Here is a 24456-nt window from a genome sequence, read left to right as displayed (position 1 = left end):
AGGTGTTAGAGTACTTCACCAAGGATTATATGGTAAGGCTTCTAGCTTCATTCACTGACTTGAAAACAGCCAATATTTATGAAGTTATGCATACCTTGCTCATGACATATTCAATGTATAAGTTTTAAAGACAGCCTCAATGCTATCACTGATACACTAGCAGTTGGATTTACTGCCATTTCGTAGATAACCAAGATCAAATTTTTGGTCTTGTCAACTCTGAAAGTATTTGTCAAGCAATAGCACAAAAAACACATAAAACTAGAGGGAACGCTAGTTTTATTGCCTTTGAGATAGCACATCAGATTCTCTTTAACAGACAATTACCCAAGTACAAATGGTTACTAGCACGCGCTATAGTACTGACAGACACGACAAACCGGCTTGCCTCATTGGAGTTTCTGTGAATAGTACTTCCCCTGTACAAGCAGAAGTATCATTGCGTGAGAGTGAAAGACGATTTCGCGCCATCTTCAACGGCACCTTCCAGTTTACCGAGTTGCTGATAACAGAGGGGATCGTGCTAAAAGTTAACCAAACAGCACTCGGTTTTGGGGAACTACAGCCACAAAATGTAGTTGAGCATCCATGTTGGGAAATATGGTGGACGCTACTTGTCAGCCAACAACATCTGCAATATTTACTTTCCCCCAACCCAGCAGTAATTTACAGCTGTAAAAGTTACAGAAATTTTGGTAATACATTTATTAGCGAAAATATTGTGGCTATCACGAGCTATCAAGCGCGGGAAATCCTCGAAGGACTTGGCTTCTGGGCTAGCCATCTCCATCCCGTATTGAAATCCTTTTATCGCGTCAGGAATGTTGGCAATATACTAGGGATTAGATTAAGAATGGCAATTTTAAAAAAGTGTACATATATCCAAAGGTAAAATATTTTTCCAAATTAATTTGGAAGTTAATCCAAAATTTGTTGTGATTTTGACGTTAAATAATACAATATAAAATGAGGTAAATTATGCCCAAAATTTTAATAATAGAAGATGAAGAAGCAGTCCGTGAAAACATTTTAGATTTGCTAGAAGCTGAGGATTTTGAAACTATTGCTGCGCCTAATGGCAGAATCGGGTTACATTTAGCTATTTCCGAAGTTCCCGATTTAATTCTCTGTGATATGATGATGCCAGAAATTGATGGCTATGGCGTGATAACAGCATTAAGGCAAGATCCATCGACGGCAACAATTCCTTTCATTTTTCTCACTGCCAAATCTGCCAAATCTGACTTCCGCCAAGGTATGGATATGGGTGCTGATGACTATATAACTAAGCCATTTACTCGGGCTGAGTTATTAAGTGCCATCATGAACAGATTGGAAAAATACGCTACTTTAAAAAGGTATTTATCCCCTCAAACGGTAATTAACAACTTGTCTCCCAAAAAACAGTTGTTAGAAATTAGCCTACACCGTGCTATCAAACAACATAATTTCCAAGAATTTGAAATTTATTATCAACCAATAGTCGATATTGCTTCTGGAAAAATAGTAGCTGCTGAAAGTTTATTGCGCTGGCAAAGTCCAGAAGTGGGAATGGTTTACCCAACAGAATTTATTCCGTTAGCAGAGTCTACAGGCTTAATTGTTCCTATTGGTAAATGGGTCTTGAAGAGTGTATGCAAACAAATTAAAAGCTGGCGTAATGCTGGAATTAAATCTTTGATTGTTGCTATCAATCTGTCAGTAATTGAATTTAATCAACCAGATTTTATTCATAAAATAGTCAATTTTATAGCTACCAATGATTTGGAGCCACATTACTTAGAAATAGAACTCACTGAGAGTATGATTATGCAAGATGTCAATAGTGCGATCGCTACTATGAACAAATTGCAATCTTTGGGTGTTAAAATTGCGATTGATGATTTTGGAACGGGCTACTCTTCTTTAATTTATCTGAAAAATTTACCAATTAACACATTAAAAATAGACCGTTATTTCATCCACAATGTTGCTACTGATCCGCAGAAGTCAGCCATTACCAAGGCATTAATTCAAATGGCTCAAAATCTGAATTTAGATGTAGTTGCTGAAGGTGTAGAGACAGAAGCAGAACTGTCTTTTTTGCGCCAACACAACTGTAATTCTATGCAAGGCTTTCTATTCAGTCATCCATTGCCAGCAGCAGAATTTGAAAAATTTTTATTTACTAACAAATGCTTATATGTGTAAATATTGTTAAGGAGGCAGAAGGTAGGAGGAATCCCCATAAATAAATTTAAGGGATTTAATAAGGACACCGTATTTTTTGCGCTAAGCGTCTCAAAATACATTTTTTACCTTTGTTCATAAATAAATTTACTTGCTCTGAAACCCTCTTAGCAGAGGGAAGAATTATTTTCTATAACCTCCTGCCTCCAGCAAGAACTGCCCTCTGCCTTTCTTCGGTCATTAGTCTTTAGTCGTCGGTACCTTGGTAGGTTGACTAACCAATAAAAATCAAACTTTAGACTGGCGACAATTATTAATTCTTAAGTCTAGAGTAGAAAAATTGTGTATAGTGTCTACCACCATGAAAGTTCTCGCGCGTTTCTTGCTGCCAGTTTTTTTACTGACCTTGGCAGCAGCCTGTAACCAGACTCGCGCTTCTTCAGATAATCCCACACCACAAACATCTGTACCTTCTGCTCAACTAACACAGAATCCTACACAACCAAAAAATATTGTCCGAACTGAAGCACTTTCACCCACACCTATCCGAATCAATCTGAAGAATTTACCAGCACCCTTCGCAACAGAAAGCGCCTCCAAACGACCTGAGGTTGTGCCCATCCCGCAAAATCCGGTGCTGCGCGTACCACCAGGCTTTACAGTTAACGTCTTTGCCGAAGATTTAGATGCTCCGCGCTGGCTAGCTTTAACCCCCAGTGGTGATGTACTAGTGACTGAAACCGGGCGAAATCGGATTCGTCTGTTGCGTGATAGCAATGGCGACGGCGTAGCCGATGTTCGAGAAACCTTTGCTACTGGGGACAACGGACTCAATAGACCCTTTGGTATGGCTTTTGAAGGTAATTCCTTTTTTCTAGGAAACACAGATGCTGTGGTACGTTTTCCCTATAGCCAAGGTCAAAATCAGATTACAGGTAAAGGGGAAAAAATCGCCGACTTGCCTGCTCAAGGTTATAACAATCATTGGACGCGCAATGTCGTTGTCTCGCCTGATGGCAATAAATTATATGTTTCAGTTGGTTCAGGAACCAATGTGGATGAAGAACCTTTACCACGCGCTTCGATACAGGTGATGAATTTAGATGGCTCCCAGCAGCAAACTTTTGCTTCCGGCTTGCGTAACCCTGTTGGTTTAGACTTTCATCCTGTAACTAAGGAACTTTATACAACTGTCAACGAACGCGATGGAATCGGTGATGAGTTGGTTCCAGACTATCTGACACGCGTTAAACAGGGGGCATTTTATGGTTGGCCTTATGCTTACCTGACACCAAACAACCTAGATCCGCGGCAAAAGACGGATGGCAAAAGTAAACGCCCCGACTTAGTAGCCCGTACCCAAACGCCAGATGTGCTGTTCCAGGCGCATTCAGCAGCATTGGGTTTGCAATTTTATGATGGTAAAACGTTTCCAGAAAAATACCGGAATGGTGCTTTTGCTGCTTTTCGTGGTTCTTGGAATCGCGATCGCGGCACTGGTTATAAAATTGTATTTGTTCCCTTCGATGCTAAGGGGCGATCACAAGGCTATTACGAAGACTTTCTCACAGGATTTTTGCTAAATCCCTCTGTACCAACCACTTGGGGACGACCTGTAGGTTTACTCGTGTTACCAGATGGTAGTTTACTACTAACAGAAGAAGCCAATAATCGGATTTATCGGATTCAGTATACGGGGGAGTGAATAATTCATAATTCAGAAATTCAGGGATGGAATCCACTACCAGGGGTCAAGTTAGAGCACTTGTCATCAATAGAGATATTGCTACCATTTCCATCCTCAGATTTATGGTGTTTACGCTAGATTACTTAAAAATACTGATAATCATCTGGTTGAGAAATTAATTATGCCTCAGAATGAAAATAATACTCAGTCGAATATCAACGAATTGCCTCCACATTCAGGTACACGATATTGGGGTGAGGTGGAAGTGATCGAGGAGGGAGAAACCTATAGAATTAGCCGTGTTGAAATCAAGCCCAGGCATGGTATTAAACCGCAAATCCATTATCACCGTAATGAACATTGGGTTGTAGTCTCAGGTGTAGCAAAGGTGACATGTGGTGATGCAGAAATATTACTGAATCGAAACGAATCAACTTATGTTCCCGCAGCAACCCTACATAAGGTAGAAAATCCAGGACATATTCCGCTAGTGATTCTGGAAATTCAAAATGGTGAGTATTTGGGCGAAGATGATACTGAGCGTCCTTATGACTTAAATTTGGTGAAACCTGTAACTGAGGGTCAGTAAAGGCTAGAGGGGACAAGGAGAATAACTATTCCCAATGCCCAAATCAAAACCACCCTTCTTGTTCCAGGGTTTCAATCAGCTGTAAACCACGGGGATCACCTACTCCTAACAGTGAGGCTTTAGCATCTTCCCGGACTCCTAAATCTTGGTCTTCAGCAAAGGCTTGAATTAGGGCATCGATCGCTGTGGCATAAACTACATTAGAAGGCAATTCGCGGCACAGTTGACCAATGGCCCAAGCACTGTTGCTCCGCACTGCTGCCACTGGATCTTTGACTAAGGCTTCAATTAATGGCGGTATTGCCCCGATAACTGCTTCATAACCCACTTCTGCCATCTGTGCCAAGGCGCTAGCAGCCCACAAACGCACTGCGGAAATATCAGTTCTTAGGGCATCTGCCAGGGGGGGTAAAGAACGGCGATCGCGACAGTTTCCTAAAGCCCAAACAACGCCTTTACGCACATAGCCATTCCAATCACTGTTTAGTTGAGCAATTAATGGACTCACTGCCTCTGAACTAGGATTGCGTCCGAGGCCGTATGCTGCACTCACCCGAACTAAGGGACAGGTATCACTTAACAGGCGAATCAGATGGGGGACAGCACGCGCATCTTCTATATCACAAAAAGCACGCGCTGCTAACATTCTTTGCTGAGGCTGGGGATTTTCCAGGAGGGCTAGCATCACTTCTGGATCTGGCTTTGCCACAACTGATTCGGCAGTTAGTGGCTCTATTTTATCTAGGGGGCTTTCTAGCTCCTCCTCAATGTCGAGTAGGCTTAGATCGTCTTCGTCATACATAATTTCATTTCAATCCCTTTTCGGGATTAACACATAATCCCCCGCGCCAATAAGTTAAAGCTTTATAAGTATTAGTTGCGTAATTATACACTTTCCTTTCCCCTCGTTGAGTTTTATCCAAACGAGAATCGCAATAACTCAGACGCTAAAGTATGTTACTGCTATCTTAATAGTTTATTTTTCTGCACTCAGGAATTTTACCATCCACAGGGATTGGGTTTGATAACCTAACTGATTGTAAAGATTTAATGCGGGTTTGTTTGATTGAAAAACTTGTAGTCCAATCTGGCGATCGCCTCTTTGAATAGCCCAATTTTCTACATATTGCATCAAGGCTGTACCAATACCACGCCGCCGATGTTCTGGCAAAACGTAGAGGATAAAGATGTGAGCATGACGGTTACCATGCACTTGATCTATGGCATTGCCCACCCAAAGGCAGGCGATGGGGGAATTGGGCATTGGGAATTGGGCATTGGGAATGGAGCATGGGGAAGAGGCAGAGGGGCAGGGGGAAGGGTGCAGAGGAGAGGAATTTTCCCCTTGCTCCCTGCTCCCTGCTCCCTGCTCCCCCTCCTCTTCTACCCACCACAAGGGCGTATCGCTGGAAAAGTATTGTTTAACTGTTTGTTCTAGGTGAGAAAAATCCTCATTGGGAAAAAGATCCTCGTAAGTTCGCTGCATGAACTTAAGCAGCAGCGCCCGATCCAATGTGGAACCACGGCGAATAATATACCCCGGTAGTAGTTGCTCAGACACTTCTGACGTTTATTAACTTAGCTAGCTGAGTTTTGTGCTGCTGGTGGCAAATTAGCAGGAGTGGGTTGAGAACTTACCCCCACTTCTTCTATTGGTGCGGGTGCTGCCATATCAGAGGGTAAAAAGATGCGGGCGCTGACTGCCACTAGGGCAAAGACAAATACCAAAACTACAAGCAAGGGGGCGATATACTGACGAAAAATAGCCATATTTTAATTGCAGGGAGAGCTAGGAAATTTTATGAGAGCCTAGCTGAAGATTTGTGAAGTATTCTTGATTTATTTTAGCGATTTTCTGTACAGAAGAATGGAGAATGGGGCATTGATTATTTACCCCATTCTCGATTTCCGTGCTTTTACAGTATTTATTGGCGATCGCGCTCCAAGTCATCGAGCACTCTCTCACAATACCAATTCTCCGGCATCCCAGGATAAGTCTCCTTTGCCTGTTCAATTAACCGTTCAGCAGCAGCAACATCACCGGATAACTTCGCGATTAGCCTGTTTTTGAGATAGCTATCAGATACACCATCGTCTACTTGGTTTGGTATCCCTTGATTTATGGTTGATGGAGTTGATGGGCGGGACTGATCTCTTCGCAACTGCCAAAATAAAACGTAATAAAGTGTACCAAAAATTAAAATTAGGCTGAGTGTTCCGAAAAAAGTTAGGAGGTTAAATGGTAGAAATCCCAAAACTAACTGTGAGAGAACATAGCCAAGTAATAAACCGGTGAGTAAGAGGATGAATGTGCCGACAGCAATAACTACTTGATTCCCCATATATCCTCTTCTTCGTCCTCAAGTCCTGGTCTGGATACTGCCACTGGCTGAGGGTTCCAGGGGGCAAATACTGGTAATAGGAGTAGTCCTGGGACAGCAGCGGCGATGGTAATTAAGAAAAATATAGGCCAACCCGTACTTTGGGCGATCGCGCCTCCAGGGGCCGCTAGAATATCGCGGCTGACAGCCATCAAGCTGGATAACAAAGCATATTGAGTTGCGGAAAACCGCTGGTTACAAAGACTCATCAAAAAGGCAACAAAGGCTGCTGTCCCCAATCCACCACAAAATTGTTCTATATTGATGGCAAGTACCATAGCTTGGTAGTTTTTACCGATGTATGCTAGGAAAAAGTAAGCTAAATTACTTACTGCTTGTAGAATACCAAAAACCCAAAGTGATCGATTGATGCCAATAGCACTCAAAATTGATCCACCGGTTAAAGCGCCGACAATCGTAGCAATTAATCCCATCCCTACTTGAATTGTCCCAATATCGGTTTTGGTAAAACCCGTTTGCAGCAAAAAAGGCGTGGTCATATTGCTCAACAAAGCATCACCTAGCTTATATAAGGTAATGAATGCAAGCATTAGAATACCTTGGATGATGCTCTGACGCTGAAAAAATTCCTTAAAAGGCAAGATTACAGCATCACTTAGAGAAGCTGGAGGGCTAATTTCCTTGGGTTCCGGTGCGAGCAAGGTGGCAAAAATACCAATTACCATCGTCCCTGCCATAAACAAGTAAACCGATGACCAAGGTAGATTGTCAGCAAGTATCAAGGCTAAAGCACCTGCGACTAACAAGGCAATTCGATAACCTAAGATAAAAACGGCTGCACCAGCCCCCATTTCTAGTTTTTCTAAAACGTCGGTGCGGTAAGCATCAACGGCGATATCTTGAGTCGCACTGATAAAAGCAATAACTATAGCATTGATGGCTAGCAACTGTAATGCTTGTTTTGGTTGTTGAAAACCCATGACTGCGATCGCTATGATCAAAGCAATCTGAGTCAAAATTAACCAACCCCTTCGTCGTCCCAAAATTGGTAGGGTGAACCTGTCCAGCAACGGCGACCACAGAAACTTCAATGAATAAGGTAAACTAGCGAGGCTAAACCAACCAATAGCGGCTAAATCTACCTTCTCTACGGTCATCCAAGCCTTTAAGGTATTACCGATTAACAATAACGGTAAACCCGATGAAAAACCTAAAAATAATAAAGCCGCCATCTTGCGACTACCGAAAACTTCTAGTAGCGATTTAATTTTCCTCATATTTTCAACTTTTTGCCTCTTTTGAGGAAAGATCAATAAAATACGGCGAGGAAATGCAAAAGTATATCATGTAATTAGTACCTATAAGGGTTTGGATTATCCGAGTGGCAGCAGTTCCAAAGTAATCCCTATCAAGGATCGAAACTTACCATAGCTGCTGTGTGATTTTCCGCAAACATGACAAACTACCAAGATTTACTTGGGTTAAATACAAATTCAGGATAACCTTATAGCGTCAGCGTTTTCTTAACTTTCTTGAATTGTATAAACTTGATGTCCCCTGATTTCTACTCTGTGTGCGGCGAGGCATTTTTCCCAACCTTCACGCGTACCGATGGCGCTTTTGTCCTTGAGCAATCCTAATTCTTGTTCTTGTTGAGTGAGTTTAGCAAATTCTTCGTAACCAGGGTAGTTGCTGGCAACAAATGTTTCTTTACGGTGCAAAATCGGCGGATTTGCCCTAGTTTCGTAGTCTCGGTGAGTGACGAATAGGGTTTTTAAATCAATACCTATGCTGGCTTTTAACGCCGGGTGGGGATCGGTGTCGAATTCGGGGTAAGACAGATAAGATATTTGCGGCTTATCAGTGTGATATTTGATTAATGTGGCTTCATCGACACGCCCAATGGTACGGCTAGCGCAACCTTCACAGATTCGTAGCACGGGATCAAGTGCTGCAAGTGCCGAAACATGCACGTAAAGGGCACCGCGCGTGTGTTTACCAATTTTGCTTTTTTCGCACGCAGTTTGAATTACCCCAGGTTTACCTAAGCTGAAAAGCTTTTGGTCGGCTACTTGACAAGCTTCCTCGTAGCTACTAAAAAAGGCTTTGATATCGTGACGCATTTCTGGCGCTAGCTTTTGCCATGCAGGGCGTTTATCAAAGTGGGTCAGGGCGAGATAAACTTGAATATCGAGAGAACGACGATAAGCGATCGCATCCCATTCAGCCTCATCAGTAGCTTGTAAAATTACACCAAAGGCACGGCGGAAGTTACCAAATTCGCTCAGTAATTCCTGTTCATTTTCCAATTCGCCTTTCACAGGTAGTCTACCGCGCTTGGTAAAAAAAGCCATTAATGGTTGCAGCTGTTCTTGATAGTCTTCAAACCGCTTGGTGGGGATACGGACTCGCGGTGTAGAAGTCGCAGAAAAGAAGCGGATAGCTTTGTAACTTTCTTTTTCAGCTTCATCTCGAAAAACAAAGTAAACGCCTAGTGCGATCGGTACTGCATCTACATTTAGCACCTCATCAATATAAGTTTTGAGTTCTTGTTGTTCGTAATATTTCTGAAAAGTATTGCGGCGCGTCACAATGCCATCATTGTAAGCAAGTTGGGTTTTGCTGGGAGCATTAATCAGGATTTGAGCAGCGACAATTAAAACTTTCCCAGTGAGTTTCCAGGCTTGGATCAAACTTTGACGGCGTTCTTCTGAGTCTTCAATAACGTTGAGGACATAACCCAAGTTGACCACATCGGCGGGAGTGCGTGGTACATCAGGATAGTAGTAAGGATCCCAGCCTGCACTGGTGTAGCCTAAGTTTTTTACTCGCTGGACATCACCACCATAGCCGCAACCGTAGTCAAAAAAAGTGGTGTCTGGATTCAGAATTGCCGATTCTATTGCCAATCGCACGGGGCGAGATATGTCAGTGCGAGCGATCGCAGCTTTATGACGCTCGATTTCTAGCGCTTCAGGCATAATACTAATTCGTAATTCGTAATGACGCTCGAATACTCGCTAACGCTACGCTAACGTAATTCGTAATTAAGACAGTTAGCAGCTAATATTCTTTCAAGGTTTAACAGCCAGTTCAATTAAATCTTCAATTTTCTTGATATTTGGATCGCCTGCTAAGTAACCAATACCGCGATGCAAATGTAAGCGGAATTGGGTGGCGAGGGTTTCTTTATCGGTGGGATAACCGTCATTATGACAACGTTGCTTGAGGGCGAGAAGGAGTATATCGGACATTTCGCCGCCAAAGACGCGCCAAGTCATTTCGACGTTGCTATCTTGGGGAATTGGGACGGGGGAAGGTGCGGTTGCTTCTGCGAGGGAACGACAAAACGCCCAACGGCATAGGATATTCCATTGGTCGATTTTTGTGCTGCGCTTAAGTTTGGTAAGTTGGTCTTTGGCTGTTTGGGAGAGTTTTATTCTTTCGATTGGGGATTCCATAATAATTCGTAATTCGTAATTCGTAATTCGTAATTTATTTAGATTGAGATTCTAGTTTTTCTTTTAGATGGGGAAACATAGATATTATGATTTAAAAGACAAATATGGTAACTAATAGTAGCATTACTGACCGGACAAGAAGTTTTGCGGTAAGAATTGTTAAAGCTTGTTGGTTTTTAGATGAGAAACCTGGAGTTTATCGAATTCTCTCTAAACAATTACTTCGTTCCGGTACTTCTATTGGTGCAAATGTTCGAGAAGCACAGTCTGCCCAATCTAATAAAGATTTTATCAATAAATTAGAAATTGCTTTGAAAGAAGCCAGAGAAACACAATACTGGTTGGAAATATTAATTGAATCCGAACTAGTGGATAGACACAAATTTCAACTACTTCTCCAAGAGGCAAATGAAATTGGCAAAATTCTAGTTGCTTCCACCAAACGACTTAAAGGTCAATAATTACGAATTACGAATTACGAATTACGAATTACCAAAAGTAGCCTGGTTGTATAGTAGTTTGGCGGGTAGTGGAGTCGTATTTGAGGAGGTATTCGCGTGCGATCGCTTCGTTTTCTCGCAGTGTTTCCACTTCTTTCTTCCCAATCTCAGTATCCGTAGATAACAAAATTACTTGATGGCTAGCAGATGGAAAGTAACGTTCAACTAAGTTACTGCGGTGAGAGGAGTCTAGTCTCCCTAGCGGGGTATCGATTGCTACTGGGAGGCGGTGTCCAGAGACTTTTGCTAAACCCCAGAGGAATGCGATCGCAAGTAGTTGTTTTTCGCCAGCAGAGAGGCGATGTTTAGGGACAGGTTTACCATTTAAATCGTAAAGCGAAAGGCTAAAAGTTTTGGTATCAATGGTGATACGATGCACTAAATCTGATTTATGCAGGAGATAAAGGAAGCAATTTTTAACTTCTTCCTCTAATTTATTGAGTTTTCGCAAGGTTAATTTTTCACGAAAAATTTTGAGTGTATCTTGAACTTTTGCTACCGATGAAATAATATGTTTATTATTAGTATTTTTAATATTTTCTACTGTATATTCACTTAATTGTTTTTTTGATTTGGCAATAATAGTTTCTAATTCAGCTAGACGACGGCGGATTGTTTCATAATTTGCTTTAGCTTCAGCGACTTGGTTTTGTGCAGCTTCTAGTGACTTACGCAGCTTTGTATAATCTTCTGGTGCTGCTGCTGTTTGCACTTGTCTTTCCAAAGTGTGAATTTCTTCTTCTTTATTTTTGAGAATAGTTAGTTTTTCTTTTGCAGAAAGTTTAGAATTTTGCAAGTGATATATGACATTATCTAGTTGACTTAAAGTTTCATCATCAGCTAATAACCAAGGTGCTTCTATCTGTATAGTCTTTGTATATAAACTATCTACATCTTGGATTAAAAATGATTGGATTTTTTCAACTTGTATCGGTGAAATTTCTACTTGATTTAGCCAAGTCAGTAAACGTTGATCTCGTTCAAGTAGCAAATCTTTAGAAATTTGTACCTGTTGATGGCGAAATTCTTTTTCTCCCTGTGCTTGCGCCTGAGTAAGCAGATTGGGAATTAATGCTAGAGGTAAAACATCAGCTGCTAATTCACACATTAATTGACGTACTTGTTCAATTTCCGCAGTTTTTGTATCCTGTTTTAATTCTAGTTGATTGCGTTCTGCTGCAATCTTCCCACCTTCAGAAATAAATTTATCAAAGGCTTCTTGCTGCTTTTGTTCTAACTCTTCTACCTGATTTTTGAGAGTTTCTACCTTTTCTCCTGTTGTTTGATAATCTTCTTGCTGTTGGGTTAACCTAGTTTCAATTTCCTCTAGGTTGGCTAAATCTTTACTATTACCGACTTCTTTAAGTTTACGGTTAACTAAGATATCTAAATCAACTGCTAAACGATCTGCTAACTCTAACCCTAAAAGTCCACGAATTGCATCTACTACAACTGGTGGTGGTGTTTCTTGTTCTGCAAGTTCTTTAACTTGTTCACCATCAAAGAGAAATAAGTTAGAAATACCTAATGGCAAAAGATTTTCAATATATTCATCCCATATATTAGCTAAAGCATCAGGCCATGTATCACTGTCACCTAAAATACCTAACGTATCTTTACCGTCTTTAGGATTTTTTGTCCAACTACGGACAACACGGTATTTTATTGGTTTATCATTTTCGATATGTTCAAAAAGTAATTCAATTCGGGTATCTACAACTGGCTCTGTTTTGCTGTTAACACATTGATTGAGAAAATCGCTATAACTTAAATTACCACGGGTAGAACATTGGGCACGGTGGCCATAAAGGGCGAGACGAATGGCATCCATGAACGTAGTTTTTCCACCGCCATTCATACCACCTAATAAGATAATTGGGTGTGAGCTTTCCTCATCAATTTTTGGGTTAAGATTGATTACCTGTTTCCCACTGTAGGGGCCGAAGTTTTGTAATACGAGTTCAAGAAATATCATTGATTTTTAAGATTAACATGAGTTCGACAGCGATCGCAGAAGCAGAAAGTTTGTGATAAAAGGAATCAGATAAAATTAATTAGATGGTTTTGTCTGACGCATTGATAAAAAATATTGTCTATGAAATATAGATAATACCATCACTAACTGTTAAGAAATGCGATTGTATCTGTCTCGGTGTTGGTAAGCGTGGCTAGATTTGCACACCTCCAGCTTGAAAAATCTGTTCGGCGGTTAAATTCAATTCTGGAAAAGTAGGCGAGACAATATGGCTATCGCCTTTAAATTGAGTAACTTGGTACTCACCATCAATTAATTGATAAATCGATATAGTAGGCAGCTTAGGATTGCCAATAAACTTCCTAGCACCTATAGCCGCATAATCTATAATCCAATATTCGGGAATACCTATAGCCTCATAATCAGCTAATTTTTTGTAGTAATCATCTCGCCAATTAGTACTAACAACTTCAATAACTAAGGGAATAGATGTAGCTTGAGATACAGTTGATTCTTTTTTCCATAAAGGCTCATTCACTAAATTTGGTCTATTGATTATTAAGATGTCTGGTGAATAAGCTGATTCCACTTCAAATGGCTTGACTAATACAGTTTTTGGAATGAAGTAAGGAAGTTTTTGTCGCCCAATTTCGATAGATATATTTAGCGCCAAAAAACCAACAATATCCTCATGATCTCCAACTGGTTGTGCCATTTCAACAATCACGCCATCATGTAATTCGTATCTCCCACCCTCAGGCCGCCAAGCTGCAAAATCTTCAAAAGTTACTAATTTGTGTATGGCTTGAATCATAGAACCTCGCTTGTTTTAAGATAACCCAACTTTGTCAAGCGTTCTTTAAGTAGTTTGGTTGACTCCCGTCTTCTATTATTCTGAGTTTTCCTTTTTAAATTTCATACTTGCCCAAGTTACCTGTTCATCACTTTTACCTTCATCGACTTCATTGATTGCTGCAACATCGCCCAAAGTCATCTGCTTAACTTTTGCAACGTCACCTTGACTAACTGCTTCGCTTAATTCGCGTTTCAAACGAGCATTTTTAATCGCATCTTCTGGAGAACGGGAACTCGTATTAAAACATTTTTCTAAGGTTTCGTATATCCCTATGCGACGAGTCTTTTTGCGATACTGGCGTTCTGTGTCTAACAATTTCGCCATGAGTTCCAAGTGCATCGCGTCACCTTCACAGATTTCTTCTAATACTATCCATTCATCACGCCCTAGTAGGCTATAGTCAGCACCAGGACGAGGGTCTTGAAATTCTTCGCCTGTCACTTCTTGATAAATCCGAGGTAAGCTATCATCAAATTCGTGTTTTTCTTCTAGCCAAATGCGGCGGATTTCGCTCATTTCTTCGAGAGTAATTAGGGTGATATCGCGCATACTTTCTGGCGCTGTCTGACGGGTTTTTGTTTGTGCTTCTAATAATCGTCTGAGCCAATGTTCCCGCCAATATTTGGTATAGGGGCCGTGAATTGGTTCAATAGAGGTTTCGCCATCTACATGACGTTCAAAAAGTTGGACTTCTCCCCAGATGCGACGGAAGTCTCTTTTATCGCGGTCATCTCTATTATCTAATTCATTACGGATATCTAATAGAGGCTGCATCCATTCTTTTTCTTCATCATTTTGAATCATTGCCTCCATTGATTTATCTTTACTAACAATTGTGCAAACCCAACAGCCAAATCGAGAATCACCACAACTAGCAGTAGAAGTATCGACAACTAGAGGACATTCATTATCTGCTGTAGCACCTCGATACATGGTGAACAAATCTTTGTTGCTATATTCCCAAGGGTTTTGCCACTGATTTAGGTAAATCCAAACTTCATCAGTACGCCAATCTTCAATAGGGCTATAAATTAAAGAATTAGGCAAGCTTGCACTATGGTAAAGCAGAGATGTCGGTGAACTTGAATCAGAAATGAGGCGATCTTTTAGGCTACCTGCTTGATGTTTTTCCATTGAGATAGCACGTTTGACACTTTCAGCCTTACGCGTACCTAAAACAAGAATAACTTCCCCATTTACTCTAACCACATCACGAATAAAGTGGTTAGAAGGATGAATTTTTAGACGGTCTGTACACCAACGAAATTTTCCTCGCGGCGTTGGATAACCTTTACCAATCAAACTTACCCAGAATGTCTCTTTGATTTCTGGGTGTAATAAATGGGGTTCAATGGGCATTTTCTGTTCTTGAGCAGCAATCTTCATCCTTTCTAAGGATTTGCGTACCCAAACAGAGACTACAGGGTTTTCTACTAGTGTGTCAGTTGTAATAACATGAATAGTCTTTTTTCGCTTTTCAACTGCTAGTGCTGCGATCGCATTCCAGATAAGCTGTAAGGTAGCAGTACTATCTTTGCCACCCGAATAGCCCACTACCCAAGGTATCTCATCCAAACAATACAATTCTTGAATTTCAATGGTGAGAGCTTGGATGTAGTCCACTAACTCTGCTACAGTACGTGTTTGCTGGTTTTTATTTTCTGCTTGTTGTGCTGTAGTCATTTCTCCTTCTCTCTGGAAACGCTGGCGTAATATTCCGGATATCCCGGCGAATAGAATTCGCGGCTATACAGACAAAACCCACCTCCGTGGGTTTAAGAAAAGTTTTTAAAAACTTTACTACTAATATCCAATTTTTTGGATAATTAAACGACATAATCTTATTCTGTTTTTAAAATTTAACATGAAAGATAGTGCATCTGACCCAACGGCTGACATCGCTAGAGAGTACCTGGAACGAGAAAACAAGGAAAAACAGGTACTAGCTTTACTCCTGGAGAAGTTTTTAGGAAGAAAAGATCAGATTCTCGTTCAAAAAACCGAGATGGGTGGTACGGAGGCTTATGTTAGTTCTGTTACCTTGGAATGGTTTGCAGGTCGGGTTCACTTCGCCTCTGGCTTACCTCTGTTTCAAAAAAAGTATAATCCAGAGACTGATAATGTCGAGATTGACGCAGATAGTATTGATGAAATTCAGCAGCGTCCCCTTGATTGGTCACGTCAAGCGCCGCTAGTGCAGTATTTAGCAGCTCGACAAAATCACAAGTTTCCGCCAGTGCTAGTAGTAATTAATCAACCGTGGGTGGATAATCCCAAAGCTGCTGACTGGGATAGCGAAGGACGCGCCACAAAGTCTACTACTGATTTTATACCCTTAGATAAAGACGCTAAAGTAGGTCTACTAAATATTTCTGAGGATGATGTAACTATTTATGCACTAGATGGTCAACACCGATTAATGGGTGTACAGGGATTGATGGAGTTAATTAAAACTCGTAAACTCCAGCGCTATAAAAAAGATAAAGGTGCTGATGACAGTTTTATTACAGTAAATGATTTGATAGAAAAATACCAAGTAGACCTTGCTTACTTGCAAAATTTACCTAAAGAAAAAATTGGTATTGAGTTCATCTGTGCGGTAGCGGCCGGGGAAACTCGCACCCAGGCGAGGCGGAGGGTAAGATCGATTTTTGTTCATGTCAACCTGATGGCTGCACCCTTGACTAAAGGGCAACTAACACAGTTGAATGAAGATGATGGTTTTGCGATCGTTGCTAGAAAAATTGCAGTTACACATCCACTATTAGAACAACGGCAAGAGCGCAATCCCCGCGTTAATTGGAATAGTGCAACAGTAGCCTCCAATTCTACCGTTTTGACGACTTTGCAAGCTCTGCAAGATATGTCTGAGCGATATTTGGCTCAAAAGTTCCCTCACTGGAAACCCTTGGAAAAAGGCCTAATTCCCATGCGTCCAGAGGATGAAGAACTTGAGCAGGGAATTGAGGAATTTAAAAAGCTATTTGATTCTTTGGCTAGTCTTTCCAGTTATAAAATTTTAGAACACGAGGATACACCAGCTTTACGGCGCTTCAGCTTTGAAAAGGATGGAGGTGAAGGAAATATGCTTTTCCGTCCGGTTGCTCAAGTTGCATTAGCGCAAGCTTTGGGAATTTTGGTTTTTAAAAAAGGTTTTTCCCTAGCAGATATTTTTAAGAAACTGCGGAAGTTTGACCAGCAAGGCGGTTTTAGTGGTATGGAATATCCCCAATCTCTCTGGTATGGGGTTTTGTACGACCCAAATAAAAAGCGGGTGCAGGTTGCTGGACGAGATTTGGCGGCGAAGTTATTGGTTTACATCCTGGGTGGAATTCAGGAACAAATGGAACGTGCTGAACTTCGTAAGGCTTTGGCGGATGCTAGAACTGTGGAAGATAAAACTATAGGTTTTGATGGTAAGTTTGTTGAACCGAAAGCGGTAGGACTTCCACCTATCCTGTAATTATGCTTGAAATATATTTTGGCGATGCCATTGAAGCGCTTCCAGTTCTGGATAATGTTGCTCTGTATTTGGTAGAAGTATTGTTTTACCATCAAAATATTTCATAGGTTTAGTATGGGGAGATACTTCTTCCAAATCATTGCTAACTATAATTTTGTATTGCTCATCTATAGCAAACCAACCTCTATCAAATGCCCAATGATGATTTTTGCAAAGTGCTATTCCATTATGAATTTTATTATCATAAAACTGTGAAAATGGCTTAATGTGTGCGCCATCCACAATATTTTGATTTAGTTTTTTAGTTACTTTTAGTCCACAAAATGCACATCTGTAATTATAAACGTGTACAATCGCTTTTCTAAAAAAAGCATTTCTAATAACTGCTCGTTTTAAGCCCCATCTTGGATAGTCTCTAAATTTCCTGTTTCAATTAATTTTTCTATCTCTACCGCGTCATCTTGAAAAGTTTGATTTATTTGGAAAATAGCTTCTATATCATCTTCATTATCAGAAAAGAAAGCTGCCACAAGTGCATCAATTAGTTCTTTTCTGTAAAAGTCATCTTGCAAAAATTTAAACAATTCACTGTCTAGATATGCGTATTCAACAGCCTCCTTTAGCTTGTTAATTGTTTTTGGCTGTAACCCATTAAATTCAGGCTTAAATTTTAAGTCCCAAAAACCCTCATTTTGCATATGCAAGAAAGGATAGTGTAAACCACCTTTGTAAGACGGAGAACCGATTACATTCCAATACCTCTCAAAGGTTTGAATTAATTCGTCTGAAACTAGAATCTCATTAGTAGTAATGATACCTCGCGCAATCAAATCAATTACAGATAAAAGTAATATTGGTTTATATTGAGCGTTACCACGCTTACGGCTATTACTCACATTTAATTCAGCAAGCCTTTGACAATAATATGCTATATTTTTCATATTTAATTACTTAATTAAGCAAGCGAAAAAATCATTTTAAGAATTTACTGAGGTCAAATTCTTCTTCTAGCTGTTCTTTTGTTCCTCTTTCAGAAATCAGAACTAATAGAAGTCGCTCTGAGTAGTCAACAGAACCCCGCAACTCGTTTTGTAAAATTTCCAGTCCTGCATTAGCATACTCTTCAAATATTTGAGTACGTTTATCTTCATCTTGTTCTTCTCTAGATGAGAGTATGTTGATATCTTGAGTTTCATTCACTCCTAATAATTTAATGATTAGGTCATATCCCAATGAAGCAAAATTTTCTTGTGGAATTGGAGATGGTTCTCTTTTTGTGGTTTCCCCCAAAGGAACACGTTTTTTATATTTAACGCCCAATGCTGCTGCAAACACCATAACTTCTACATAAGTCTGAAAAGGCCCAGTTGTGTCTTTTGATGCGACTAGAGATTTCACCAACTCAGCCTTATCTTTAGCAACCCTGATTCTGTTTGCAGCCATTGTTTTAATATTTACATTGTTGCTATTTTAACCGAAAGTCAAAAGAGATGCCTACGGCTGGCTACGCATACGCATTTGACAAGGTATTATTTTATAATAGTATGTGAGCGATCGCTAAACAAAAAAATCATCCACCAACATAGCCCATCCTAATACTGCGGAATCAGCTTCCGCCACCTCAAAAGGGCGATGATTTGGGGTTTTTGGGGATACTGACGCGATATACTATGACAACTTCCTGTTTGAGTACTCGCTCACTTGTTTGTCGGGAACATCAAAATATACTTTTTGATGAATTCATTAACCTTGCTACTGTTCATATCTGGATTCACAGAATTTGATTAGTAGGATAAGTTCTTAAAAGCTTTTTACCAAAATGAAATTCCTGGACTGGGTGAAGATGGACGATGGCATAGAGATATTAGGGAAACTTCAGAAAAAAACTTGAATTAGAGAAGTCTTAAAAAGTATCAAATTAAATACAGCTGTTTACAAATAAGTTAAGTACAAAATGCAAACTGGAAATCAGCAGATACAAGTAGTTTTTTTCTGCTGCCTCCAAAGCTTTAATTTTATACTTCATGCAAAAGGAAACTGCTGTATCTGTCTTAAAATGGCGTTGTTTTACGAATGGAGAAAAATAGTAAATTTTACTTCTACTAATCGACTCCCAGTTTGACTATGAACACGAAAGCCAAATCTAACAAGCTTCATCGTTACCAATTACAAGAAGCCACCAAACTAGCGACTATCTCAACTAGTTCTTCAGGATCAACTGGTTTCGATACATGAGTATCAAAGCCACCTTCCAAAGCACGGATACGATCCTCACTATCAGCATAGGCTGTTAAAGCAATAGCCGGGACTCGCCCACCATTCTTTGGGTTGAGCGCACGAATTTTACGGATGAAAGTGTAGCCATCTTCCCCAGGCAACCCGATATCAGAAATTAAAACATCGGGTTGCAATTCGGATAATACTTGGCGTGCCGCATCTGCTGATATTACTGCTATAACTTTTGCTCCATCCATTTCCAACACAGTAGTGATGAAACAGCGAGTATCATTATCATCCTCAACTACCAGAATATCTAAACCAGCAAGAGTTCCAGAAGGTTCCATAAATGACATTTTATTCTAACTTTCTGTGACTTTTACCAGCTAAAGAAAAATCAGGGCTTGAGAAACTCTCAAAATGACTTTTTCCACATGCCGTGAAAAGTCAGAACTATATAATTAACAATAAAACAAACAGAAGACGATTTCTAATCAATTTTAACAATTTATTTGTATCTAAATGCAGATATAATTCATAACCAACAATCCTCCAAATGGTAGGTATAATTTATAAATTTTATTTATATTTTAGAATCAATCATATAAAAAATATTTTTATCCTATTAAATATAATTAAAATCATGAAGTTGATGTAAAACCTATTGAGCCTTGAATAGAATTTAATTCTAGTTTTTACTCAATATGGTTATTTACTAATACAAAGTTTTCAAGCTAAATTTTGACAGATGATTATAAGTGATTTCTCTTAAATATTAGATAGATAAAATTAGGACATAGTATTAGATTTTACCTTAAATATTTAAATCATCATGGAGTATTTACTGTAGCGTCACATTGTTTTGAAAAAGTTTCTGGTAATGACGGGCGTAAACACAGATATATTAATGGCCCAAATAAGGGAAAAAGAGCAACTACCCAAAAAATACGCGTATCTTTGATTCCTCTGCGTGCCATATCATCATCAAATAATAAACTAATTGGAAATATCAAGCACATCAGACAGAAATCGAGACTGATGAGATGAACAAAAGGTGTATGAAAAAACTGCTGAATATAATCTTCCCAATTTCCAGCGATTACTGCATAGCCGAACAAACCAATAGTAGCAACTAACAAATAAGCTCCTGTTGTTCGTTGATCAAGAATTGAAAGCCACTTATCTTTTTTTCCATAGAATGCTTGATTAGATTTACGAAAAATTAAGTAAGGTAGAAGACAAATTACACCTGTAAAATTTGAGCCGAGAAAATAAGGCCAAGCGCGGAAGTTTTGCATTCTGCCATCAGCAAACATGAGGCAAGCGTAGATCATAGGCCAGATACCCATCAAGCAGAAGATTGTTGGAATAATGGCATTAAGTTCTCCCCATTGAAGCGTTAAAAGCTTCAATCCTAAAGACCATGTGTCGGGTTGATCAACTGGGGCTAGCAATATAGTATAGGTAACAAATCCCAGCCAAATAACCAAAAGAATAGTTTTTCGTACAGAAAAATTCCAGATAAAGCTATACACCATAACATTTTTATATTAGGTAAAGAAGAAATGTGCTGAAATTTTTGTTATCTATAGATTGGTGATCTATAGGATAAATGTTTCTATTATTTCTACTCAGTTTTTTAGGTTTTATGTACTAACATGTCTAGTAGGGTTTCATGATAATTAATTTTACTAACTTTCTTAAGTTAGCTGTTTAAATAAGCTACTTCATGGATCTTAAGAGAGAATCATTTTAGACTGAGCCTCAACTTAAGATATACTACCCAGTTGTCACTGCCGCTAGCATTATGCTAGAGCTTAATTGAAATGAGCGTTCTGCTAGCGAAGGGGTAGGTACGCGCAAAAGGAAAGCTTCAGCGCAAGACATAGGCATCGTTTTTAGCCTGGAAAACTAAATAAAAATTTAATTTACTGAAAGTCATATATGATTGCGGTCTTGGTGCGTTCCATCCTTATTCAGACTCTGTGATAATATCAGGTATATATCTCACATAGGCGACTGATTACAGGCAATGAAATTACCAAATAATTTAATACAATTTGGCGATAAAAAATCACATCAACAGTAGTAAGGAGATTTAAAGAATGAGAATTTTAGAGCAAACTAACTATGTTTTAACGATTCACGAACCATCTAAAAATTTTTGGTTTGATACTATTGTTTTCTTCTTTATTAGCCTATTTGTATTTTTAATAGCTTTAGTTATTGCTAGTTCGGGTGAATGGTGGGGATCTCTCTTGTTACTCTTAACAGCATTTGGATTCTATATAGCATTGCAAGAGGTTTGGAAAAGTCATGTAGTGAAAGATTGTAGTTTTAACAAAGCTTTTGGCAGGGTAACTATCAAATTTCACGGATTACAAACCAAAATAAAGGATTTGCCACTTCAAGATATTCGAGCAGTTGAGGTGAGAAAAACAACAGGTTTTGCCTATGGAGCCGTAATTGAAAATTACCAACTTTGGCTTGTTACAAGATATGCTGAAGCTATTCCTTTATCAAAAAAACACCATATCAATACTTTATTAGCGATCGCTGATCAAGTTCAGGAATTTTTGAATTTAAGTAGTTATTAGAGAATAATTTTGCAAGTGTATCCCATTCCCAGAGCGGTAACTGCTTTAACTGATAGCTGAGACGAAACCATCAAAGTCTAGGATTTGCAAATTGGTAAATATGATCAAAACTGGAGAACGCCTTGCCCCTACGAAGGTATAGTTACTTCACTTGCTAGCTAATAGGCAATGTAAACCAGAAAGTTGCCCCTGCATCCAATGTACTGTTTACACCAATTTCGCCGCCGTGAGCATTGATGATTTGCTTACATAAATACAAGCCCAATCCCAAACTTACAGAATTGCGGATACTTGCACCTCGAAAGTAAAGTTCAAAAAGCCGATCGCTTTGTTGTTGACTAATACCCACGCCGTTATCACTAACAGTACAATAAATCATCTCACCTTCATGGTTAGCGTTAATTGTCAAGAGCAAACCAGGGGCATTATGTTTCAAAGCATTAACAATTAAGTTAGAAAAAACTCGCCATAGTTGCGTGGGGTCTGCATTCACTAATGGCAAATCTGCGGATACCAGATTTGTCAGCTTGGCTTGATTTTGCTCTAGCAGTGGCTCTAAATCTGCGATCGCAGCTTCGACAACTGGCAGTAATTGTACTGCTTGACGTTGTAAAACAACACCTTGCACCTCGCTAACATGAGCTTCCATCAACGAATTAATTAAGTTCAGTTGGCGATCGCTACTTTGAATCATCCGCTCTAAAATTGAGCGTGAAATCGAAATATTTTCCTCTGGACGTGCAAGCAAATTTTTCAGCACCATTAAAGTACCCAGCACTGGGTTACGTAAATCGTGGGAAACTGCATGAAAAAATACTCTTAGTTCTTCTTCAGTTTGCTTGCGCTGGGTAATATCTTCAATCAAACCCTCGTAGTAAAGCAGTTTTCCCTTTTCATCACGCACTGCGTAGGCTTTTTCTGAAATCCAGACAATACTCCCGTCTCGGCGATAAATTTGGGACTCAAACTCAGAAACGCTGCCATACTTTTCCATCAGGCGGACAAATTCTGCCCGACGGTTCGGATCAACGTACAATTGTTCAATAACAGTGGAATTTGCTGTTACCTCCTCCGCTAAGGAGTAACCATAAATTCGTGCTAAAGCAGGATTTGCCGTAATGTAACGTCCATCGGGACTACTTTGAAAAATACCTTCAACAGCGTTTTCAAAAATGCTGCGATATTTAGCTTCTGCAACCTTGATTTTTTGATAGGCAGATTCCAATTCTTGACGGGCGTAAAATTCAGAACGTTGCAGGCGATCATACAGATAAACACCGATATCACATATAACACAAAACCAAAAAATGTATAAAATGAACGTTACATTATATATTTCTGGGTATTCGGGGACTAGTGTTTTTAGCCCAAGTACCGTATTTACACCAAAGTAGTAAAACAGCACGCCCACTTGACATAGCAAGTGAAGAATCCAGCAGACTGGCATTAATACAGCTTGGCTTAAAAACAGCAGCGACCAGCCGATGGTGTCGGCTAGTGCAAAACCTCTGATGGTTGCAAACAACTGTGATGCTAGACTAATTGCCCAAGAAGACCCCAAAAATAATAAATCTGGACGATCGCGACCTAACTTCGTTTTATGTAGCCCAAAGCAAACAAGTATACTCAAGAGCATTGCAATATTGATTACAAGGCGTTGAGTTCTAAGTACTTCTGGCAGACTTTCCAACTCTTTTAAGGGGAAGAAAAAGCCGTAAATGTCTCTCAAAGTAAAAGACAACAAACAAATCAGCGCCAGCCATAACCATAAACGCAATCTCTGCCACAAAAAGCGGTTGCGCCAAGCTGTGTAAAAAGTAGTGATTTCATCTGTTGTTGGTGCAGAAAAGGTTTGTCTCCACCAGCTTTGCACTGTTGTAAACGGAATAGCCATTAGCATCCGAGCAACTTTGCCCATACCTTGAGGGTGTTTCCCTTACTCAACATTGCTATAAATAACACCCTCTCATTTTTTGGTGATTTATGGGCGATTTGTAGCGGATGAAGTTGCTAGAGGTAGTGTAAACCAGAAAGTTAACCCGCGCTTACGGTTACTAATAACACCGATTTCGCCGCCATGTGCTTTAATAACTTTTCGACAAAGATACATTTTTAAGCCAATGCTTGTGGAACAACAGTCTTGGGGATCGCGGACATGCAGATCGAAAAGGCGATCGCACTCTAGTTTGCTCATTACCACACCGTCATCTTGAATCTGAGTGCGAATCATTCCCGCCTCAACGGTGGCACTCAAAATAAAATTTAATCCTGGTGGATTATTTTGCAAGCTATGTGTTATCAAATGTGCCAAAACTTTCTGCAATCGAGTTGCATCTGCCATTACTAACGGTAAATTGGCGGGAACCAAGTTCTTCAGAGTCGCTTGATTTTGTGTCAACATGGGTTCCAACTGGACGAATGTTCCTCCCAGTAGAGTGCTAAGTTGCACAGGTTCATGTTTGATGTCAATACCCTGTTTTTCGCAGGAATTAATTTCTAGCAATGAGTTAATCATCGTCAACTGACGATCATTGCCTTGAATCATCCGCTCGATTATTGAGCGAGATACAGGAATTGGGGATTGGGAGGAGGCAGAGGGG

24 protein-coding genes are annotated in these 24456 nt (G+C 39.8%); 7 read left to right on the top strand and 17 right to left on the bottom strand.

Features of this window, described 5'->3' with window-relative positions; genetic code table 11:
- Positions 1-337: 337 nt before the first annotated feature.
- From F8R90_RS18175 to F8R90_RS18160, 4 genes are all read left to right on the top strand, one after another.
- Positions 338-892, top strand: coding sequence for a hypothetical protein (locus tag F8R90_RS18175; RefSeq protein WP_196511883.1), 555 nt, complete (start codon positions 338-340; stop codon positions 890-892).
- Between the two features lie 86 nt (positions 893-978).
- Positions 979-2190, top strand: coding sequence for an EAL domain-containing response regulator (locus F8R90_RS18170; protein ID WP_196511882.1), 1212 nt, complete (start codon positions 979-981; stop codon positions 2188-2190).
- Between the two features lie 340 nt (positions 2191-2530).
- On the top strand, positions 2531-3874 hold the full coding sequence (locus tag F8R90_RS18165; protein WP_196511881.1) for a PQQ-dependent sugar dehydrogenase: 1344 nt from the start codon (positions 2531-2533) through the stop codon (positions 3872-3874).
- Between the two features lie 163 nt (positions 3875-4037).
- Entirely contained in the window at positions 4038-4445 is a 408-nt protein-coding gene (locus F8R90_RS18160) for a phosphomannose isomerase type II C-terminal cupin domain (RefSeq protein WP_196511880.1), read from the top strand.
- A 43-nt stretch (positions 4446-4488) separates the two neighbouring features.
- Here the strand turns inward: F8R90_RS18160 and F8R90_RS18155 are convergent, their stop codons facing one another.
- The 7 genes from F8R90_RS18155 to dndE all read right to left on the bottom strand — a co-directional run bounded on the left by F8R90_RS18155 (position 4489) and on the right by dndE (position 10248).
- A complete protein-coding gene (locus F8R90_RS18155) occupies positions 4489-5247 on the bottom strand; it encodes a HEAT repeat domain-containing protein (protein WP_190896456.1) in 759 nt (252 codons plus the stop codon).
- Between the two features lie 174 nt (positions 5248-5421).
- Positions 5422-6006, bottom strand: a complete 585-nt coding sequence (locus F8R90_RS18150; protein ID WP_196511879.1) for a GNAT family N-acetyltransferase — start codon at positions 6004-6006, stop codon at positions 5422-5424.
- A 17-nt stretch (positions 6007-6023) separates the two neighbouring features.
- A complete protein-coding gene (locus F8R90_RS18145; RefSeq protein WP_190896454.1) occupies positions 6024-6215 on the bottom strand; it encodes a hypothetical protein in 192 nt (63 codons plus the stop codon).
- A gap of 155 nt (positions 6216-6370) precedes the next feature.
- Entirely contained in the window at positions 6371-6787 is a 417-nt protein-coding gene (locus F8R90_RS18140; RefSeq protein WP_196511878.1) for an ABC transporter permease, read from the bottom strand.
- Entirely contained in the window at positions 6772-8064 is a 1293-nt protein-coding gene (locus tag F8R90_RS18135; RefSeq protein ID WP_196511877.1) for an AmpG family muropeptide MFS transporter, read from the bottom strand. Before F8R90_RS18135 ends, F8R90_RS18140 begins: the two co-directional genes overlap by 16 nt.
- Positions 8065-8310: 246 nt before the next feature.
- Positions 8311-9768, bottom strand: coding sequence for a DNA phosphorothioation-associated putative methyltransferase (locus F8R90_RS18130; RefSeq protein ID WP_196511876.1), 1458 nt, complete (start codon positions 9766-9768; stop codon positions 8311-8313).
- Between the two features lie 93 nt (positions 9769-9861).
- On the bottom strand, positions 9862-10248 hold the full coding sequence (gene dndE, locus F8R90_RS18125) for a DNA sulfur modification protein DndE (protein WP_196511875.1): 387 nt from the start codon (positions 10246-10248) through the stop codon (positions 9862-9864).
- A gap of 104 nt (positions 10249-10352) precedes the next feature.
- On the opposite strand from dndE, the gene F8R90_RS18120 reads away from it, so the two are divergent.
- On the top strand, positions 10353-10709 hold the full coding sequence (locus F8R90_RS18120) for a four helix bundle protein (protein ID WP_196511874.1): 357 nt from the start codon (positions 10353-10355) through the stop codon (positions 10707-10709).
- A 28-nt stretch (positions 10710-10737) separates the two neighbouring features.
- On the opposite strand, the gene dndD is transcribed toward F8R90_RS18120, so the two are convergent.
- The 3 genes from dndD to dndC form a co-directional block, all read right to left on the bottom strand.
- A complete protein-coding gene (gene dndD, locus F8R90_RS18115) occupies positions 10738-12723 on the bottom strand; it encodes a DNA sulfur modification protein DndD (protein WP_196511873.1) in 1986 nt (661 codons plus the stop codon).
- 193 nt (positions 12724-12916) lie between these two features.
- Positions 12917-13537 carry a Uma2 family endonuclease gene (locus F8R90_RS18110; RefSeq protein ID WP_196511872.1) on the bottom strand — a complete coding sequence of 207 codons (621 nt, stop codon included), beginning with the start codon at positions 13535-13537 and terminating at the stop codon, positions 12917-12919.
- A gap of 75 nt (positions 13538-13612) precedes the next feature.
- Positions 13613-15262 carry a DNA phosphorothioation system sulfurtransferase DndC gene (gene dndC / locus F8R90_RS18105; RefSeq protein ID WP_196511871.1) on the bottom strand — a complete coding sequence of 550 codons (1650 nt, stop codon included), beginning with the start codon at positions 15260-15262 and terminating at the stop codon, positions 13613-13615.
- Positions 15263-15443: 181 nt separating this feature from the next.
- Here dndC and F8R90_RS18100 point away from each other — a divergent pair, with 181 nt between their 5' ends.
- A complete protein-coding gene (locus F8R90_RS18100) occupies positions 15444-17042 on the top strand; it encodes a DGQHR domain-containing protein (RefSeq protein ID WP_196511870.1) in 1599 nt (532 codons plus the stop codon).
- On the opposite strand, the gene F8R90_RS33720 is transcribed toward F8R90_RS18100, so the two are convergent.
- The 5 genes from F8R90_RS33720 to F8R90_RS18080 form a co-directional block, all read right to left on the bottom strand.
- On the bottom strand, positions 17043-17324 hold the full coding sequence (locus tag F8R90_RS33720; protein WP_331000681.1) for an HNH endonuclease: 282 nt from the start codon (positions 17322-17324) through the stop codon (positions 17043-17045). It lies immediately after the preceding gene.
- A gap of 110 nt (positions 17325-17434) precedes the next feature.
- Positions 17435-17983 (bottom strand): hypothetical protein, encoded by a 549-nt coding sequence (locus tag F8R90_RS33715; RefSeq protein ID WP_331000680.1) that lies wholly within the window; start codon positions 17981-17983, stop codon positions 17435-17437.
- A gap of 31 nt (positions 17984-18014) precedes the next feature.
- Positions 18015-18485 (bottom strand): DNA phosphorothioation-associated protein 4, encoded by a 471-nt coding sequence (locus F8R90_RS18090; protein WP_196511869.1) that lies wholly within the window; start codon positions 18483-18485, stop codon positions 18015-18017.
- 716 nt (positions 18486-19201) lie between these two features.
- Complete coding sequence (locus F8R90_RS18085; RefSeq protein ID WP_196511904.1) at positions 19202-19606, bottom strand: response regulator; 405 nt, start codon at positions 19604-19606, stop codon at positions 19202-19204.
- 483 nt (positions 19607-20089) lie between these two features.
- Positions 20090-20671, bottom strand: a complete 582-nt coding sequence (locus tag F8R90_RS18080) for a DUF2834 domain-containing protein (protein ID WP_230966412.1) — start codon at positions 20669-20671, stop codon at positions 20090-20092.
- Between the two features lie 693 nt (positions 20672-21364).
- On the opposite strand from F8R90_RS18080, the gene F8R90_RS18075 reads away from it, so the two are divergent.
- A complete protein-coding gene (locus F8R90_RS18075) occupies positions 21365-21856 on the top strand; it encodes a hypothetical protein (RefSeq protein ID WP_196511867.1) in 492 nt (163 codons plus the stop codon).
- Between the two features lie 154 nt (positions 21857-22010).
- Here the strand turns inward: F8R90_RS18075 and F8R90_RS18070 are convergent, their stop codons facing one another.
- Both F8R90_RS18070 and F8R90_RS18065 read right to left on the bottom strand, forming a co-directional pair.
- Complete coding sequence (locus F8R90_RS18070; protein ID WP_196511866.1) at positions 22011-23774, bottom strand: PAS domain-containing sensor histidine kinase; 1764 nt, start codon at positions 23772-23774, stop codon at positions 22011-22013.
- A gap of 63 nt (positions 23775-23837) precedes the next feature.
- Positions 23838-24456: sensor histidine kinase (locus F8R90_RS18065; protein WP_196511865.1), on the bottom strand; the 619-nt coding region annotated here is incomplete at its 5' end.

Source organism: Nostoc sp. NZL (assembly GCF_015714705.1).
Classification (GTDB): Bacteria; Cyanobacteriota; Cyanobacteriia; order Cyanobacteriales; family Nostocaceae; genus Nostoc; species Nostoc foliaceum_A.
Note: the sequence above shows the minus strand (reverse complement) of the source record. Positions and strands in the feature narration are given on the sequence as shown.

Bases quoted from the DNA above. Each gene is read 5' to 3' on its own strand.
- F8R90_RS18175 (WP_196511883.1), top strand. From the start codon at position 338: ATGGTTACTAGCACGCGCTATAGTACTGACAGACACGACAAACCGGCT.
- F8R90_RS18170 (WP_196511882.1), top strand. From the start codon at position 979: ATGCCCAAAATTTTAATAATAGAAGATGAAGAAGCAGTCCGTGAAAAC.
- F8R90_RS18165 (WP_196511881.1), top strand. From the start codon at position 2,531: ATGAAAGTTCTCGCGCGTTTCTTGCTGCCAGTTTTTTTACTGACCTTG.
- F8R90_RS18160 (WP_196511880.1), top strand. From the start codon at position 4,038: ATGCCTCAGAATGAAAATAATACTCAGTCGAATATCAACGAATTGCCT.
- F8R90_RS18155 (WP_190896456.1), bottom strand. From the start codon at position 5,247: ATGTATGACGAAGACGATCTAAGCCTACTCGACATTGAGGAGGAGCTA.
- F8R90_RS18145 (WP_190896454.1), bottom strand. From the start codon at position 6,215: ATGGCTATTTTTCGTCAGTATATCGCCCCCTTGCTTGTAGTTTTGGTA.
- F8R90_RS18140 (WP_196511878.1), bottom strand. From the start codon at position 6,787: ATGGGGAATCAAGTAGTTATTGCTGTCGGCACATTCATCCTCTTACTC.
- F8R90_RS18135 (WP_196511877.1), bottom strand. From the start codon at position 8,064: ATGAGGAAAATTAAATCGCTACTAGAAGTTTTCGGTAGTCGCAAGATG.
- F8R90_RS18130 (WP_196511876.1), bottom strand. From the start codon at position 9,768: ATGCCTGAAGCGCTAGAAATCGAGCGTCATAAAGCTGCGATCGCTCGC.
- dndE (WP_196511875.1), bottom strand. From the start codon at position 10,248: ATGGAATCCCCAATCGAAAGAATAAAACTCTCCCAAACAGCCAAAGAC.
- F8R90_RS18120 (WP_196511874.1), top strand. From the start codon at position 10,353: ATGGTAACTAATAGTAGCATTACTGACCGGACAAGAAGTTTTGCGGTA.
- dndD (WP_196511873.1), bottom strand. From the start codon at position 12,723: ATGATATTTCTTGAACTCGTATTACAAAACTTCGGCCCCTACAGTGGG.
- F8R90_RS18110 (WP_196511872.1), bottom strand. From the start codon at position 13,537: ATGATTCAAGCCATACACAAATTAGTAACTTTTGAAGATTTTGCAGCT.
- dndC (WP_196511871.1), bottom strand. From the start codon at position 15,262: ATGACTACAGCACAACAAGCAGAAAATAAAAACCAGCAAACACGTACT.
- F8R90_RS18100 (WP_196511870.1), top strand. From the start codon at position 15,444: ATGAAAGATAGTGCATCTGACCCAACGGCTGACATCGCTAGAGAGTAC.
- F8R90_RS33715 (WP_331000680.1), bottom strand. From the start codon at position 17,983: ATGAAAAATATAGCATATTATTGTCAAAGGCTTGCTGAATTAAATGTG.
- F8R90_RS18090 (WP_196511869.1), bottom strand. From the start codon at position 18,485: ATGGCTGCAAACAGAATCAGGGTTGCTAAAGATAAGGCTGAGTTGGTG.
- F8R90_RS18085 (WP_196511904.1), bottom strand. From the start codon at position 19,606: ATGGAACCTTCTGGAACTCTTGCTGGTTTAGATATTCTGGTAGTTGAG.
- F8R90_RS18075 (WP_196511867.1), top strand. From the start codon at position 21,365: ATGAGAATTTTAGAGCAAACTAACTATGTTTTAACGATTCACGAACCA.
- F8R90_RS18070 (WP_196511866.1), bottom strand. From the start codon at position 23,774: ATGGGCAAAGTTGCTCGGATGCTAATGGCTATTCCGTTTACAACAGTG.